This window comes from Enterococcus sp. AZ104, from assembly GCF_050546705.1.
GTDB lineage: Bacteria > Bacillota > Bacilli > Lactobacillales > Enterococcaceae > Enterococcus > Enterococcus faecalis.
In genome coordinates, this window is the sequence record NZ_CP172952.1 from 2,109,402 (window position 1) to 2,125,956 (window position 16,555).

Here is a 16,555-nt window from a genome sequence, read left to right on the forward strand (position 1 = left end):
AAAGCCAGAACTTATCTGTTTTTTAAACAAATAGAAATGTTCTAGCTTTTCTCAAAAAATCAGCTATTTTGTTTGTTCTTCACCGCAATACACCGTCAAGTGTTTAGGCAAAATCTTCAGCGTAATTGGCAAAGCAGCTCCTTCATCACCATCCACATTAGTGGTTAATTCTTCTTGGTTTTCTAAGGAGATTGTTCCTTCTTTAAAGGTTAGGTAAACTAAATTATCAGTGGACTGGTCGACTCCTTTTAACAAATCTGGGACTGCTTTTACTGCATCCCATAATGATTGATCTTTTAAATAAACTAAATGAAGTTTGCCATCATCCACTTGGGCCTCTGGTAATAATGTTTCAAACCCACCGATTGAATTCGTTAAGCCAACTAAAACGGTACTACTTTCAATGGTTTGTTCTTTTTGATCCAATCTTAAATGAAAAGGATACGTTTGAGCATTCGCTAAATGTTTGGCACCTGAAATAAAATAAGCGAGTTTTCCTAACTTCGTTTTTTGTTCAACGTCCACGTCGTTAATTGACTCTGGAATCGTCCCAATCGCAACGACATTCATAAAGTAGTCGTCATTGATTTTCCCCACATCTAAAGCACTGGTTTTTTCTAAATCTAATTGTTGAATCGCTTCTTCAGGGTCCATCGGTAAATTCAAGGCTCGCGCTAAATCGTTCACCGTTCCTAAAGGAAAAAAGCCAAATTTTGGGCGGTAAGCTTGTTCTGCCAACCCGCTAATTCCTTCATTAACGGTTCCATCTCCCCCCATTACGAAAACACTGTCGAAGTGACTTTCCGCAGCTTCACGGGCAAATTGTTCTGCATCGCCGCCTTTTTCTGTTTGTTTCACTACAACTTCATCAAATAACTGCTTTAATTTTTCTTCTGCTAACGTTTCAAATTCTTTGGCTTTTTCACCACCAGAACTGGGGTTAACAATTAAAACTGCTTTTTTCACTGGTACCACTCCTCATTGATATCTAAATCGTTTGATTCCTTACAATTATTATAAAAGATATTTTTGATTCTGGCGAAAAATATGCTGACACTTGCTTAACAAACAAGCATCCCTGCTCCTCACTACTTTTCAAAACGTTCTTTAAAGCAATAGGCAAAATAATAGAACAATTTCCAAAAATCTTGCCAAACTTTTGGATCTATCCCCGTCAATTCATGAATTCGTTTCAAACGGTAATTCAATGTATTTCGATGGATATGTAATACTTGTGAGGTTTCATTGATGTTTAAGTTATGATTGGCGAAAAAAATAACGGTTTCATAGTATTCATCATAAATCGTCTGGATGGTTTCAAAAAAATCCAATTCAATATGAAAAGGAAAATTAAAAATTCCTTGAATAAAAAAATCTTCTGCTTGGTAAAACTTAGCCTTTTCTAATTGGAGAAACGATAGAAGTAAATACGTGTTTTGTGCCTCTTGGACCATTTGTTGAATCGTGGCTTTTTCCGAACTTATCACAAGATATTCTGTTACTGGCTTTGTTATCTGAGGTAGTTCAGAAGTAATCACCAGATAACAATTTTCCCATTCAAATATTTCATGGCCAAGATAAAAACTGGATAATAAGCGCTTGTCCTTGGTCAGTACACAATGATTCTGGTCGTCTAATTGAAGGTTATATAGTTCCAACGCTTCAAGTTTTAAGGCTTCTGAGTAAGCAGAATCAACATGCATTAAGTGCTGGATAAACTGATTTTTTTGTTTCTTCTTTTTTTCGCGTTCTTGTTGTGTATTTAATTCTTCTGTCAGTAAAAGAACAATCGAGCGCACAAGCTTGGTAAATTTGCGCACCTCGTCTGGTTCTCCTGAAATGCCTACGACACCTAAAATGTGATCATTCAAAATAATCGGTTCATTGGTGCCTTTTTTCTCTAAAGAAGTATCTTTATAAATTTCAATATTTTTTCGTTCATTGATGGCTCTTTCTGCACCACGATGGCGCTCCCCAATTCGAGCAGAATCTCCACTCGCAATAATTTTTCCTCGTTCATCCATAATATTGATGTTATAAGGAATATCTGCCATCAACTTTTCAACAATTTTATTTGCTTGGATTTTGTCTAATTTTAACATTGCTATCGCCAACTTTCTAAAAAGCGAGTAGCGTTTGGGACATAAGCCGCAATGACTTATGTCCCAAACGCTTAATTCTTCAGATCAACGACTGAACATTTTTATTTCAGCTTTCATTACTGATGATACCATGGTTAATTCTTAGTCACAAGGCACCAGCTGTAATGTACGAGCAATATTTTCAACGGTTCTTTCTAAGTTAACTGGTCCATTTTTCAATGCTGCTTCCAATGGTTCGGCTTTGGCCAAAATTCCAAAAATAGCCGTCATCCCTTCTTCATAGAGGACATCCACATCTTTGCCGATATAGCCAGCACAAGCGAAAACCGGTTTTTGATACTTCTTGGCCAAACGTGAGACGCCATAAGGGGCTTTGCCAAATTTTGTTTGAAAATCCATACCGCCTTCACCAGTAAAGACATAATCAGCGGCTTTTATTTTTTCTTCTAATTGATTCACTTCTACGACAATATCAATTCCTGGGCGTAACTGAGCTTTTGTGAATGCTAGTAACCCTGCACCCAAACCGCCAGCGGCTCCTGCGCCTGGCATCATCTCAACATCAATGCCGATCTCTTTTTTGATGATCGCTGCATAATGGGCTAAGTTTTTATCTAATTGAGCCACCATTTCTTCTGTCGCACCTTTTTGCGGGCCAAAGACATGAGACGCCCCTGTTGGCCCTGTTAGTGGGTTATTCACATCACTTGCTACTAGAACTTCGGTAGCAAAAATGCGTTGATCAAACTGTGTTAAATCGATCTGCGCCAGTTTATCTAATGCACCACCGCCACGTGTCAATTCTTGCCCTTCCTTGTCTAACAAACGCGCACCAAGTGCCTGAATCATACCTGCACCCCCATCATTTGTCACGCTACCACCAATGCCGATAATGATTTTTTTTGCCCCATGATTGAGCGCATGTTGAATCATTTCTCCTGTACCATAAGTAGAAGTGATCAAGGGATTACGTTCTGCTGCTTTGACCAATTCAATTCCGTTAGCTTTCGCCATTTCAATGACCACCGTTTCTTGGTCACCTAATAAGCCGTAATAGGTTTCAACGATTTGATCAGGAAGCGGTCCTGCCACACGCACTGGTATTCTTGTGCCTCCTGTTGCATCCACTAAGGAATCCACCGTTCCTTCCCCGCCATCTGCCATCGGGACATGTTGAATGTCTGCATCTTTAAATACAGCTAAAATCCCTTTTTCCATTGCCAGACAGGCTTCTTTTGCACTCATACTTTCTTTAAATGAGTCTGGAGCCAAAACAAATTTTTTCGTCATCTTTTCGCGCCTACTTTCCAACTAGTTTAAAATAAAGCCATATAAAATGGTTGCAACAATCGTCATTACCCCACCGACACACATTTCATAAGGAATCACTCGAATTCTTTCTTTAATCGTCATATTCATACTTTGTGCCGTAATATGGAAATAATTGCCTTGAGGAACACTATCAATCACAGTTGCCCCAGTATGCACCATGACTGCTGCTGAAAGTGAAGATGTGCCCATATCTAAAATCGCTGGTCCAAAAGAACCTGTCGCTAAAATAACCGCTGTGGATGTTGAACCAACTGCTAAGCCCATTAAAATACCAGAAATCGGTGCCAAGAAGGTTCCAGAAATTCCCATAACAGAAATTAAGTGGACAATTTGTGTTGATAAATCAGAAACAGAAATTAATCCAGCAATTGCACCTGCACCAATTAAAATTAAAACGGTATCGGTTACTCTCTTCAAGCCAGAAGATGCATAAAAGGCCAGTTGTTTTGTTTGCCCAATCGCAATTGTCCCAACAACTGAAGCGAACGGCAAAATATACAGAGCATCAATATTCAAACTTTTGATGAAAGAAATATTTAAAACGGCGCCAATCGGATTAAGTAATAATAAGACAATCGCTAACACTGGCGCGATTAACGCCTTTTTCAAAGGTAATAATTCTTTTGTTTGTTCCTCTACAAGATCCGTTTCTTTGACCATTGATCCTTTGCTTCTCATGATATTTGCAAGAACAACAGCTGTAATTAAGCCAAATACGGCTGGAATAAAACCAGCAATCATAACGTCACTTAAAGGTAAATCAAAGCCGTTCGCCGCTGCAATAGTATTTGGATTAGGCGAAATAATATTGCCCGCTTTGCCGCCACCTGATAAGGCAATCAATAATGATAACTTACTGATACCCGTACTTTTCCCAACAGATAGAGCAATCGGGGCAACAATCAACACTGCAACAGGAATGAATACGCCCACTGCTGTAATTACCATTGTGGATAATGCCAAAGATAAAATAGCTTTTTTCTCGCCAAGCTTTTGTACAATGGCGTTGGCAATTGATTCTGCCGCACCGGATTCCATCATCACACCCGCCAACATACCGGCTGCTAAGACACGGATTGCGGTTCCCATAATACTTTGTGTTCCGTTTAATAGAACAGCGACTGTATCTGACAGGGAAGCGCCTCCAATAAGACAACCAACAATTGCACCAAAAAACAAGGAATACACAGGATTAAATTTTTTCAAAATTAATACTATCGCTACAACTAATCCTAAAATTGCAGCAACCCAAGATATTGTAATATCTGGCATTCAAAATCAGCTCCTTAAATTGTTTACGCTTTCATTCTATCAAAGTCCTTTCTTTTTAAAATTGTAAATTTAACAGGATTTATTGTTCAAATGCACAAAAAAACCGTTCTTAAAGAACAGTTTTTTGAAATCTTTTTCTATCTTTCTCAATAATGACCACCAAGCCAACGAACAAAAGAACACTCACAATTAACAATACTGCCGTTTTATTATATCCATGAAATAGCGCTTCGCCTCCACATGCGTAAAGTATTGAGGAAGGAATTACACCAATGAATATCGCGGCTATTAAATTTTTTAATGGCAACTGCATAGTATCTGCAGCAAAATTAATCACAGAAGAAGGAATAATTGGAATCATGTAGCCCACCATAATCCCAATTTTTGGATGCTTCATCCGTCGAATGGACTGGACCCAATGATTGGTCTCCGTTTTTTTATCTAAAAATTTTATATGATGCATCAAAAAGATTGCAATTAAATTTCCCAAACTATTCCCTAAAACGTTAATGAGTGTGCCGCTGAAGGGACCAAAACTCAATCCTGCAATCACACCAATTACCGAGGTTGGAATCCCTGGTACTGCACACATGATCGCGGTCAAAAAAACTAACAACAGCGCTGCTGAAAAACCATGTGAACGAATTCGCTCTAATAATTGTGTCTTACTGGCTTTAGGATTCAAAAATAATTGAATATCTGTTTGATATTCTAGATACAAACGGTAACCTACCAGTAGGATTAAAATAAGCCCGCTACTGATTAGTAGTATTCGGATTGTTTTCCTTTTCATTTTCTTTGCTCCTTTTATGCTTTATACAAAGTGTAGCACAGGATTCTTTGTGCCTCAATTAGAAGCTTGTATGAATAAAAGCCGCCCCTAAAAGTTAGACTAAAAATCTAGCTTTTAGGGGCGATTCGAAAGTTATGAAGGTATTTTTTTATTTCCGATACATCTTAAACTCCAAGAACAGATCGTTATAAATTCCTAAGTATTCTTGACCTAAATCTTGGTAAACTTCTAAATGTTTGATGGTTTCATCATCTGGATAAAATTGTTTATCTTCGGCAACTTCTTTTGGTAATAGTTTTTTAGCTTCTTTATTTGGTGTGGAATAACCAATATATTCTGCATTTTGTGCTGCATTTTCTGGTCGTAACATAAAGTTCATAAATGCATAGGCGCCGTCTTTATTTTTGGCTGTCTTAGGCATCACAATGTTATCAAACCAGAGATTAGATCCTTCACTGGGAATCACATAATGTAGATGTTCATTGTTTTCTAGCATTTCAGCAGCTTCACCAGAGAAAGTTACAGCAACTGCACTTTCTTCATTAGCCATGTACATTTTGATTTCATCGGCAACAATTGCTTTGACATTGTTCGTTAATCGGTTTAACTTATCGGTAGCCAGACGTAATTGTTGGTCGTTTTTACTGTTTAACGAATAGCCTAAACTGTTCAAAGATAATCCTAACACTTCGCGAGCGCCATCAATCAACATGACATTATTTTTTAATTCCGGGCGCCATAAATCATCCCAATGTTGGATCTGACGACCGTCAATAAATTTATCATTATAAATAATCCCCAACGTGCCCCAGAAGTACGGAACGGAAAACTTATTTTTGGGATCGAAGGATTGATCTAAAAAGCGTGCATCAATGTTTTCTAAGCCTTTTAATTTGCTGTGATCAAGTGGTAAAAGCATCTTCGCTTTCATCATTTTTTGAATCATATATTCAGAAGGAATGGCAATATCATAGGCTGTGCCACCTTGCTGAATTTTTGTATACATAGCTTCATTAGAATCAAAGGTTTCGTAATTGACTTTATAGCCTGTTTCTTTTTCAAATTTCTTAATCAAGGCCGGATCTATATAGTCCCCCCAATTGTAAATGGTTAAAGTATCTGCTCCTGCCATACCACTTGCTTTCTCCAATTGGCGCACGCCAAAAAACAAGATGACAATAATAGCGATAATTCCAATAAAAAGTGACTGTAATTTTTTCATTTTAACTTGGCCACCTCACTTTGTTCCCGACGCATTTTCTTTAAACGTTTTGGCGTATTGTCTTTACTGATAAAGTAATAACCGACAACTAGAATCATTGAGAATAGAAATACTAACGCACTTAAGGCATTGATTTCTAAACTAATTCCCTGACGTGCTCGTGAATAAATTTCAACAGATAATGTTGAAAAACCATTGCCTGTCACAAAGAATGTTACGGCAAAATCGTCCAACGAATAAGTAAAGGCCATAAAGTAGCCAGCAATAATTCCTGGCGCCAAAAAAGGCAAAATAATATTTTTAATCACTTGAACATTATTAGCCCCTAAATCCCGTGCCGCATCTACCATAGAATCGTTCATCTCTTGTAGTTTTGGTAAAACCATTAAAACAACAATTGGAATACTAAAGGCAATATGCGACAATAATACACTTGTAAAACCTAAACTGATAAACCCTACTGCTGTGAAGAAAATTAAGAAACTGGCTCCAATAATAACATCTGGTGAAACGAGTAAAATGTTATTAAAGCTAAGCAACGTGTTCCGGTTTTTACGACGTTTTGTATAATAAATCCCCATCGCGCCAAATGTTCCAATGATGGTTGCTATTAAAGCCGATAAGAAAGCTAGCAAAAACGTATTCAGAACAATGGTTAACAAGCGTGTGTCTTCGAAAACGTTCCGATAATTATCTAACGTAAAACCAGTAAACTGATTCATCGTTTGCGTGTCGTTAAACGAATAAAAAATCAAATAAAAGATTGGTGCGTACAGTAGCGCAAAGACAACGAATAAATACACATAAGACCATTTAAACTTTTTCTTTTGCATTATTTGCCACGCCCTTTCTTCTTCTCACCCGTCAGCAACATCACAATAAACATGGCAACAATTAAAATCACACCTATTGTTGAACCCATGCCCCAGTTTTGCGTTACTAAGAAGTGTTCCTCAATCGCCGTTCCCAACGTAATCACCCGATTGCCGCCAATTAAACGCGTTAACATAAAGAGCGAGAGCGAAGGAATAAAGACAGCTTGAACGCCACTTTTCACACCGTTTAGGGAGAGAGGAAAAATGACACGGCGGAACGTTTCCGCACTGCTAGCTCCTAAGTCCCGACTAGCACTAATCAATGAAGGATTCATCTCTTCTAAGGCATTAAAAATCGGCATAATCATAAATGGAATTTCAATATACGTTGCGACAAATAAAAAACTGAAATCTGTAAACAGAATTTGGTGCGTGCCCAAACCCATAAAACTCATAAACTGATTGATACTCCCATGAATACTGAAAATCCCAATAAAGGCATAAGCTTTTAATAATAAATTCACCCACGTTGGTAAAATAACGAGCATTAACCACAACTGTTTATGCTTGAGCTTTGTCAAAAAATAAGCCGTAGGATAACTTACCAATAACGTAAAAATGGTAATCAGAAAAGCATACCACACTGAATTAATGGTCATACTTAAATACGTTCCTGATGTAAAATACGTTTGGTAATTCGCCAAAGTAAACTGTCCATTCATATCGAAAAATGATTGATAAATAATCATTAGCACTGGCGCAATGACGAATAAAAGTAACCACATTACATAGGGAATCGAATAAATTCGACGCATTGTTTTCATTTTATTTTCCCCTTTCGTTTACTCGTCGTAACTTTCTAAACGGGCATCAAAGTCTTCTTCTGATTCATTGAAGCGCATCACGTGAATATCTTCTGGCTCAAAAGAGAGCCCTACTTGAGCGCCTTCTTTGGCTTTTCGAGTGGAATGCACCATCCATTCATTTCCTTGTTCATCAAAACAAATAATTTCATAATGAACGCCGCGGAATAACTGCGTGTCCACCGTTACGGTTAGCTTGCCTTTTTCAAGCGTGGTAATCGTTAAGTCTTCTGGACGTAAAACGACTTCTACAGGTTCATTTTTCCGCATGCCGCCATCGACACACTCAAACTTTTTGCCCACAAATGAAACTAAATTATCTTCCAGCATCACGCCATCCACAATATTACTTTCCCCTACAAAGTCAGCAACAAAGTGATTAATCGGTTCATCATAAATATCGACTGGTGTGCCACTTTGCACGATATGACCTTTATTCATGACAAAAATTTCATCACTCATCGCTAATGCTTCTTCTTGATCATGGGTCACAAAAATAAAAGTAATTCCTAAACGTTGTTGTAAATCACGTAGTTCATATTGCATCGCTGTGCGTAATTTCAAATCTAAAGCGGATAACGGCTCATCTAAAAGCAATACTTTTGGCTCATTGACAATCGCTCGTGCAATTGCGACCCGCTGACGCTGGCCCCCAGACATTTCACTAATTTCACGTGTTTCGTAGCCGGGTAATTGAACCAAACGTAATGCCTCTTTCACTTTTTTTTCAATTTCTGCTTTGGATAGTTTTTTGATTTTTAAACCAAACGCAACATTATCAAAAACATTCATGTGAGGAAACAAAGCATAATCCTGAAACACGGTATTGACTTGGCGTTTATTGGCAGGTACATCATTTATTCTTTTACCATCAAAATAAACATCGCCAGAAGTCACGTCATTGAATCCCGCAATAATACGCAAAATCGTTGTTTTGCCACATCCTGAAGGTCCTAATAACGTATAAAATTTTCCTTCTTCAATTTCAAAGCTGACATTTTTTAATACTGGTTCATCGTCAAATTGTTTGACAACATTTTCAAATGAAATCACATGGTTTCTCACTGGATAAACTCCTCCATTTCGTCCTTTATAAATACGATTCTGTCGCCACAATTAACGCACGACTTTTTCCTCGACCATTGTTGCTAATTTGGTGAGGTTCTGTTGCTTGGTAATACATGGTTTGACCTTTTTTAGCAATATACGTGGCTTCCCCTAATGTCAAACAAATGGAGCCATCAATCACATAAATAAATGTTTCCGATAGAGAAGGTTCAAACGTTTTATATTCGCCATTTTTATCAAAAGTAATAATGACAGGTTCCATTTCTTTTTCATTTGAGGCTGGAATTAACCATTTTAGTTCATAGCCATGTTCTTCATCATAATAGAGGGTACTTTCTTCTTCATTGTAGACAATTTTCTGTTCAAGCGGTTGCTGACTAAAAAACTGCTCTGGCGTCACGCCTAGTACTTCTAAAATTGAGAAAAATGTTTCCATTGATGGTGAGCTTAAATCCCGCTCCAATTGGGAAATATAGCCTTTGGATAAATCCGTTCTTTCGCCTAATTCTTCTTGTGTTAAATTTTTCTGAATGCGTAAATTTCTCAACTTCTCACCAATTTCCATGGCACACCTCGTTTCTATTTTCAGCTAATCTTTTCAACAAAAGTTTTGTAATACTAAACTTACAGTTTAGTTTTACCTTTTTTAGTATACGAACTTTTTGAAAAATTTCAACCATTTTTCTTTATTTTTCTAGTCTAATTGTCACACAATCTTTCTTTTCTGTATAACTTACTGTTTATAAGAAGAAAAATGATACGAAAAAATCAGAATATGATAAAATAAGACGAGTTGCTTTTTTACATAATTGGAAGGAGAGTTTTTATATGAATTCATTTCAAGCATTTACGTTAAGAGAACAAGATACATCTGTTATTGGTCAACTAGAAACCATTACTTTAGACGACTTATCAGAAGGCACTGTAGTAATCAAAGCAGCCTACTCCTCAGTTAACTTTAAAGACTCTTTAGCTTCAAAAAAAGACGGCGGTGTGATTCGCAATTATCCAATGATTCCAGGAATTGATGTCAGTGGCACTGTTGTCACATCGGAAGATCCTCGTTTCAAAGAAGGCGATAAAGTGATCGTAACAGGCTATCAATTAGGGGTTAGTCATACTGGTGGTTATTCTGAATATGTGCGTGTTCCTGGCGATTGGGTAGTTCCACTTCCTGAAAAAATGAGTCTCAAAGAAGCAATGATTTTCGGAACTGCTGGCTTTACGGCTGGATTATCTGTCACAGCTTTAGAAGACGATGGCTTACGCGACGACAAAGAAGCCCCCATTATTGTAACTGGTGCGACAGGCGGTGTTGCGACATTGTCTATTGCGATGTTGCATCAATTAGGCTACACTTCAATCACTGCATTAACTAGAAAGCCAGATTCTTTTGAGCTTTTAAAAGAGTTAGGTGTTAGTGAATGCTTATTAGTAGAAGATTTCTTAGCAACTCCTGTTAAAGCATTGATGAAACAGCGTTTTGCTTTTGCAATTGATACCACTGGTGGGGAAATTACTTCTGCTGTTTTACCACAACTTCGTTATGATGGCCGTTCAGCCATTTGTGGCCGCGCTGCTGGAATTACATTAGAGACAACCGTTTTACCCTTTATTTTACGGGGCGTTCATTTATTGGGCATTGATTCGGTTAATGTTGGTATGGACAAACGAAAAATAGTCTGGCAACGTCTTGCCACTGATTTAGACATCACTGAAAAAGCTGTGTATCAAGAGATTACTTTAGAAGAACTTCCCCCTGTTTTTGAAGCATTACAAGCAGGCCAACATATTGGACGGACCATTGTCCGAATTTCTTAAGGAGGCGTTTTGATTATGGATGTTTTAGTTACTGCTGGCGGAACGTCAGAACCGATTGATAATGTTCGTTCGATTACCAATCATTCTTCTGGCGGACTAGGAAAAGCAATTGCTGAAAGTTTTTTAGCTGCTGGACACACCGTAACCTACGTAACAACCAAACATGCATTACGTCCAACCCAACAATTGGACTTATCAATTAAAGAAATAGAAACAACGGTTGAATTAGCTACTACGTTAGAACAACTCTTTGCTGAAAAGCAATTTGATGCGATTGTTCACGCAATGGCAGTCAGTGATTTTACGACGGAAGCCGCGCAAACGGAAGAACAATTTATTGATTCTTTTGCTCAACAATTAAGCGAACAAACATTGCCAAAGACCAAAGAAGCCTTGGCAACTATCGTTCAAAACACATTGAATCAGATTGCTGATATTCCTCAAACAGCAACAAAAATTTCATCTGATACGGATCGATTATTAATTTTTCTAAAGAAAAATCCTAAAGTCATCCAAATGATTCGTGACAAGCAACCCCAAACTGTTTTAGTGGGCTTTAAATTACTTGTCGACGTTTCACAAGAAGAACTTGTCCAGGTTGCACAAGCCGCTTTGGTTAAAAATCGGTGTGACTTTGTCTTAGCCAATGACTTGATGAACGTTCATGAAACAGAACACGAAGGATTATTAATTAACGAAACGGGCATTGTCCAAGAAGCTTGTTCAAAACAAGGGATTGGTTCAATGATCGTTAAAAATGTTGAAAAGAAATGGAGAGAACAACAATGAAAACTATTTTATTAGGCGTCTCTGGCAGCATTTCTGCATATAAAGCAGCAGATATTACAAGTCAACTAACTAAGCTTGGCTACAATGTGGAAATTTTAATGACTAAAAGCAGCACAGCGTTCATCACTCCGCTTACCTTACAATCACTTTCTAAGAATCCAGTGCATACGGATGTCATGATGGAAATTGATCCCAGTAAAATTAATCACATTGAGTTAGCTAAAAAAGCGGATTTATTTTTAGTAGCACCTGCTTCGGCCAATACAATTGGGAAATTAGCACATGGGATTGCCGACGACTTATTATCAACAGTTGCTTTGGCACTTTATCCTGAAACACCCAAAATTATTGCGCCCGCGATGAATACGTATATGTACCAAAACCCCATTGTCCAACGAAATATTGGCATTTTAAAAGAAGTCGGCTATCAAGAAATAATCCCACGGGAGGCTCTTTTAGCTTGTGGCGATTATGGTCGTGGCGCACTTGCCACTGTTGAAGATATCCTTCAAACAGTGATGAAAATTTTAGCATCTGATAACAAGGAGTAATTTATGAATAACACGAAAAAATTTACGTTAACAGCAATGTTCTTAGCTATCTTACTTTTACTGGCTTTAACCCCACTAGGATTTATCACATTAGGTCCTTTAAATTCGACCACGATGCATATTCCTGTAATTATTGGTTCCATTGTTTTAGGGCCAAAAATCGGTAGTATGTTGGGCGGCACGTTTGGGATCATTAGCTTAATTAAAAATACGACAGCACCAACACCTTTGTCGTTTGTTTTTTCTCCATTTATTCCTGTGATCGGTACCGATCATGGTAGTTGGAAGGCACTTTTAATTGTGCTCATTCCGCGGATTTTAATTGGGGTCGTTCCTTATTTCGCTTACAAATGGCTAAATAAATTAACGAAGGAAAAAGCGCAACCTGTCTCCTTATTTGTGGCTGGTGTTTTAGGCTCAGCAACGAATACCATTTTAGTCATGAACATGATTTATTTTCTTTTTAATTCAGCTTATGCTGAAATTATTGGTAAAGCTGGAACTGCTGTTTACCTAGCTATTATTGCGACGATTTTCAGTTCTGGTGTGCCAGAAGCTCTTGTTGCTGGTGTAGCTGCTTCAGCAATTGCTAGCGTTTTGCTTCGCTTAATGAAACGGAATGCAACGCAAAAACTATAGAAAAAAACACAGGGACTAAAAATCAAGTTTGATTTTTAGTCCCTGTGTTTTTTATTTATTTTTTTTGTTTTCGTAATTTATAGGCATATTCACTGGCTTTAAATAATAATTTATTAACCGGTAAATCGAATTCCCCAATAAATTCATTAATCGTTGGGTTGAAGTTCGCTTTAAACTTAATTAAGCCATCATTTAAACTACCTTCTAAGCCGCCCATATTACAGCTTTCGCAGCCACGGTTAAAACATTCTTGAATGGCATCTCGCCAAGTCACATATGTTGGCATGTAGCGTTTATAACGATCATCTAAGCCAGCATAAAGGATTTCACTTGTTGGACCAAATGTCACAGCCAAAGCGCCAGCAACCGTGACGATTTCACCAGCTTCTGCGATATTTTCTTCTAATTCTTTTAGTTCCCGAGTCAAGGAAGCATCTAATTCTTCTAAATTATGGCGCTTTTTCACTTGATTTTCTTTCAAATTACTCAAGTCTTTTTGATTTTTGTCATAGCGTTGTCGCGTGCTATCTAAGCGTTCCTTTAAATTGACTTGCGCCAGCATAATAAAGGAGTCTTCTGGGTAAATGTTCAACAGCTTCTTAAAGTAATCACTATTCCGTAAAGAAATATGTTGGCGTTCCATGGTTGATTGAATGACTTTTTCAAATTCATCAACAAAGTCAACATGCCCTTGCTGCACAACGACCCCTTTTTTTTCAGCTGTTTTAATCATTTTCTTGGTGCTTTTTGACAATTGTTCTTCACTAAAATCTTCACGATAAATATTCGCTTGGAAGCGGGGCTGGATGGTGGCCCCCATATCCATTGTCAGTCCTTGATATTTGGCCCCTGCTTTTTTCAAGGTCTCAATAATAGCTGTCGCTTCAGCATGCGGTTGATGTTCTTCTCCCAAATGAAAATCTTGATAGTGAACCGCTGGATCCATTTTTATAAATAAAGCTCGTTTTTTCTTGCCAAATTTTTTCAATTCAGCCATAAAGTAGCTGACCAAACGTTCATTTGTATAGTCCATTACTGGACCTCTTGGTGTATATAACATCGTAAAACCGGCTGGTAATGGTTTGATTAAAACTAAACTTGATGCGACTAATGTATCCTTTTCATAAACCCCAACAATTTCAGAACCCCAGTTATCCTTGACTTTTGCCCATGAAGATGACTGTAGTAAATTACATAATGGGTGATTTTTAACAAATGTATCGTGTACTTCTGCCGGAATACCGATTTTAAATGTGTACATGTTCAAACTCCTCTGCTGTGACTTTCCAATAGTCCGTTTATCTTACACTATCATAGTGTATTCCAACAGACTAGTAAAGTTTTACATGAAAATTTTTAGAAAAAATGTAGATCTTATTCTTTATGTAAAAAAGACGAGGTAGAAACAGTTCATTCTATCACTTAGTTCACTAATAGCAACGACACTTTTCTTCACTGCCATTCAAAGGATGAATCATTTCTATCCACATCTTTTCAATTAAATACGTGTTTCAAATTTTAATGACTTGTTGATAAAATACATGATTGGTGCTGAAATCGTCATAATAATCGCTTCACTTAATGCTAACCAACCATAAGTTGTCCAAAATGCTTGACCGCCACTTGGTACTAGCATAAAGGCAATAAAAAACATACTTACAGTGAAAAATAGACTATTTAGACACATTCTAACAGGAATACTTGGTACCTTTTTTTGTAAAAAAGCTGTTAAGCTCAACGCAAATAATGTTTGCGCACCACCAAACAGAGCATCCATTACACCGAAACCAAAAAATAAGTTAAAAAAGATAACGCCGCCTAAAACACCCCACATCAATTTGCGATTGAAAACGACTAGGTGATTCAAACTTTCTGAAATTCTAAATTGAATCATACCAGAAGAAACTGGCCGAACCAATAAAGAGAGGACAATATATAAGCCCATAATGATACCATTGGCTAAGACTGTTCTTAGCTTTCGATTGGCTTGAAACGAATTTTGCATACTTTTTCCTTCTTTCTCCGAGTTTTTTTACAAGGGATGGTTGATGAACCTTGGTTACAATTGCAACAGTTCACATTCTAATATGGAAAGTCAAAATAGTCAATGAAAGCCCTGTTTTACTTTGCACTTATTTGCAGTTTTCACCTCTCATGCATTGTTTCGTGCCTTTTTCTAGTCATTTTTTACTTTTTTAAGCAATCTTTATTCGCAGAAGTTCCTCCCTCTGGTATAATGGACAATAGCGATTCAAAGGAGGAGCTCAATGAACATTCACTACTATCTTATTATCAACGAGCAGGCAAGTAGCGGCAATGGCCGAAAAGTCGCTAGAAAAGTGATTCAACAACTCAAGCAACAAGAACTTAAATATACGGCTCTTTACACTGATTACGCTGGACATGAAAAAGAATTGACGAAGGAACTTGCAGAAACAACTTTACTTCCTTGGTCTGAAGACTTAGACGTTTCAACTTTTCCAATCCTAGTCGTGCTAGGCGGCGATGGCACACTACATAATGTCATTAATTCATTACTTCCATATGATTCAGCTATTCCTTTAAGCTATATTCCATGCGGCTCTGGAAATGATTTTGCACGGGGGGTGGGATTATCAAGAAATATTGATAAAGCATTGCATCAAATCCTGCGCACCAGACGACCAAAAGAAATTCAAACAATTCATTATGTAGAAGCCAACCAAGAAGAAATCGGCTTAGCCACCAATAATGTTGGCTTAGGGTTGGATGCGGCAATCGTGGAAAAAACCAACGAATCGTCATCAAAAAAAGCCTTAAATAAATTTAAGCTTGGCTCGCTTTCCTATATTTCTTCAATCATTCATGTCTTTTTTAAACAAAAAGGCTTTCCAATTTTAGTTGAAATGAATGGTAAACAATACACATTTAATCGTGCTTTCCTATGTACGGTCACAAATCATCCTTATTTTGGCGGGGGCGTATCAATTATGCCGACGGCCAATCCTCGCAAAGCAGTCGTGGACTTAGTTGTCGTGGAACGAATCAATATTTTTAAAATTTTGTGGCTTATTTTCCTATTGCTTCGTCAAAAACAAGGGAAATCTAAGCATTTTCATCATTTTCAATCAAGTAAAATTCGAATTGTTTCGACGATTCCACAAACCATTCACGCAGATGGCGAGATTTTAGGCAAACGAAGTATTGATATGGTTTATACCACACAAAAACGTTTGTTTTGGTTTTAACTGAGTCCCTTAAGGTTGAAAAAGAGTGCCATAAGTCAAAACGACTTATGGCACTCTTTCC

17 protein-coding genes are annotated in these 16,555 nt (G+C 37.5%); 5 read left to right on the plus strand and 12 right to left on the minus strand.

The features are described 5' to 3' along the window. Positions 1-63: 63 nt before the first annotated feature. From IGJ37_RS10030 to IGJ37_RS10075, 10 genes are all read right to left on the minus strand, one after another. A complete protein-coding gene (locus IGJ37_RS10030; protein ID WP_002359588.1) occupies positions 64-966 on the minus strand; it encodes a diacylglycerol/lipid kinase family protein in 903 nt (300 codons plus the stop codon). Positions 967-1,088: 122 nt separating this feature from the next. Then, a complete protein-coding gene (locus IGJ37_RS10035) occupies positions 1,089-2,102 on the minus strand; it encodes a CdaR family transcriptional regulator (RefSeq protein WP_325815095.1) in 1,014 nt (337 codons plus the stop codon). A gap of 141 nt (positions 2,103-2,243) precedes the next feature. Then, complete coding sequence (locus IGJ37_RS10040) at positions 2,244-3,392, minus strand: glycerate kinase (protein WP_002370503.1); 1,149 nt, start codon at positions 3,390-3,392, stop codon at positions 2,244-2,246. Positions 3,393-3,413: 21 nt separating this feature from the next. After that, positions 3,414-4,706, minus strand: a complete 1,293-nt coding sequence (locus IGJ37_RS10045) for a GntP family permease (RefSeq protein ID WP_002359581.1) — start codon at positions 4,704-4,706, stop codon at positions 3,414-3,416. 109 nt (positions 4,707-4,815) lie between these two features. After that, positions 4,816-5,499, minus strand: coding sequence for a TVP38/TMEM64 family protein (locus IGJ37_RS10050; RefSeq protein WP_010823099.1), 684 nt, complete (start codon positions 5,497-5,499; stop codon positions 4,816-4,818). Between the two features lie 148 nt (positions 5,500-5,647). Next, positions 5,648-6,721 carry an ABC transporter substrate-binding protein gene (locus IGJ37_RS10055; protein WP_002413451.1) on the minus strand — a complete coding sequence of 358 codons (1,074 nt, stop codon included), beginning with the start codon at positions 6,719-6,721 and terminating at the stop codon, positions 5,648-5,650. Further along, positions 6,718-7,554 carry an ABC transporter permease gene (locus IGJ37_RS10060; protein ID WP_002356512.1) on the minus strand — a complete coding sequence of 279 codons (837 nt, stop codon included), beginning with the start codon at positions 7,552-7,554 and terminating at the stop codon, positions 6,718-6,720. Before IGJ37_RS10060 ends, IGJ37_RS10055 begins: the two co-directional genes overlap by 4 nt. Next, complete coding sequence (locus IGJ37_RS10065) at positions 7,554-8,360, minus strand: ABC transporter permease (RefSeq protein ID WP_002356510.1); 807 nt, start codon at positions 8,358-8,360, stop codon at positions 7,554-7,556. The genes IGJ37_RS10060 and IGJ37_RS10065 overlap by 1 nt, the downstream gene beginning before the upstream one ends. An 18-nt stretch (positions 8,361-8,378) precedes the next feature. Continuing rightward, entirely contained in the window at positions 8,379-9,464 is a 1,086-nt protein-coding gene (locus IGJ37_RS10070) for an ABC transporter ATP-binding protein (protein WP_002356508.1), read from the minus strand. Between the two features lie 25 nt (positions 9,465-9,489). Beyond that, positions 9,490-10,032 carry a helix-turn-helix domain-containing protein gene (locus IGJ37_RS10075; protein WP_002359576.1) on the minus strand — a complete coding sequence of 181 codons (543 nt, stop codon included), beginning with the start codon at positions 10,030-10,032 and terminating at the stop codon, positions 9,490-9,492. A 263-nt stretch (positions 10,033-10,295) separates the two neighbouring features. Between IGJ37_RS10075 and IGJ37_RS10080 the strand changes: the two genes are divergently transcribed. Genes IGJ37_RS10080 through IGJ37_RS10095 form a run of 4 tightly spaced genes read left to right on the plus strand, consistent with a single transcriptional unit; the run spans position 10,296 to position 13,267 of the window. Then, entirely contained in the window at positions 10,296-11,288 is a 993-nt protein-coding gene (locus IGJ37_RS10080; RefSeq protein ID WP_002356506.1) for a YhdH/YhfP family quinone oxidoreductase, read from the plus strand. Between the two features lie 15 nt (positions 11,289-11,303). Next, positions 11,304-12,077, plus strand: a complete 774-nt coding sequence (gene coaB, locus IGJ37_RS10085) for a phosphopantothenate--cysteine ligase (RefSeq protein WP_002381480.1) — start codon at positions 11,304-11,306, stop codon at positions 12,075-12,077. Further along, positions 12,074-12,628, plus strand: coding sequence for a phosphopantothenoylcysteine decarboxylase (gene coaC / locus IGJ37_RS10090; RefSeq protein ID WP_002365039.1), 555 nt, complete (start codon positions 12,074-12,076; stop codon positions 12,626-12,628). Before coaB ends, coaC begins: the two co-directional genes overlap by 4 nt. A gap of 3 nt (positions 12,629-12,631) precedes the next feature. Further along, positions 12,632-13,267 carry an ECF transporter S component gene (locus IGJ37_RS10095; RefSeq protein WP_002356501.1) on the plus strand — a complete coding sequence of 212 codons (636 nt, stop codon included), beginning with the start codon at positions 12,632-12,634 and terminating at the stop codon, positions 13,265-13,267. A 55-nt stretch (positions 13,268-13,322) separates the two neighbouring features. On the opposite strand, the gene IGJ37_RS10100 is transcribed toward IGJ37_RS10095, so the two are convergent. Beyond that, entirely contained in the window at positions 13,323-14,528 is a 1,206-nt protein-coding gene (locus tag IGJ37_RS10100; RefSeq protein WP_002385715.1) for an aminoacyltransferase, read from the minus strand. A gap of 237 nt (positions 14,529-14,765) precedes the next feature. After that, on the minus strand, positions 14,766-15,272 hold the full coding sequence (locus IGJ37_RS10105; RefSeq protein WP_002356499.1) for a QueT transporter family protein: 507 nt from the start codon (positions 15,270-15,272) through the stop codon (positions 14,766-14,768). A 262-nt stretch (positions 15,273-15,534) separates the two neighbouring features. Here IGJ37_RS10105 and IGJ37_RS10110 point away from each other — a divergent pair, with 262 nt between their 5' ends. After that, positions 15,535-16,494 (plus strand): diacylglycerol/lipid kinase family protein, encoded by a 960-nt coding sequence (locus IGJ37_RS10110; RefSeq protein ID WP_002356498.1) that lies wholly within the window; start codon positions 15,535-15,537, stop codon positions 16,492-16,494. The last annotated feature ends 61 nt before the right edge of the window (positions 16,495-16,555 follow it).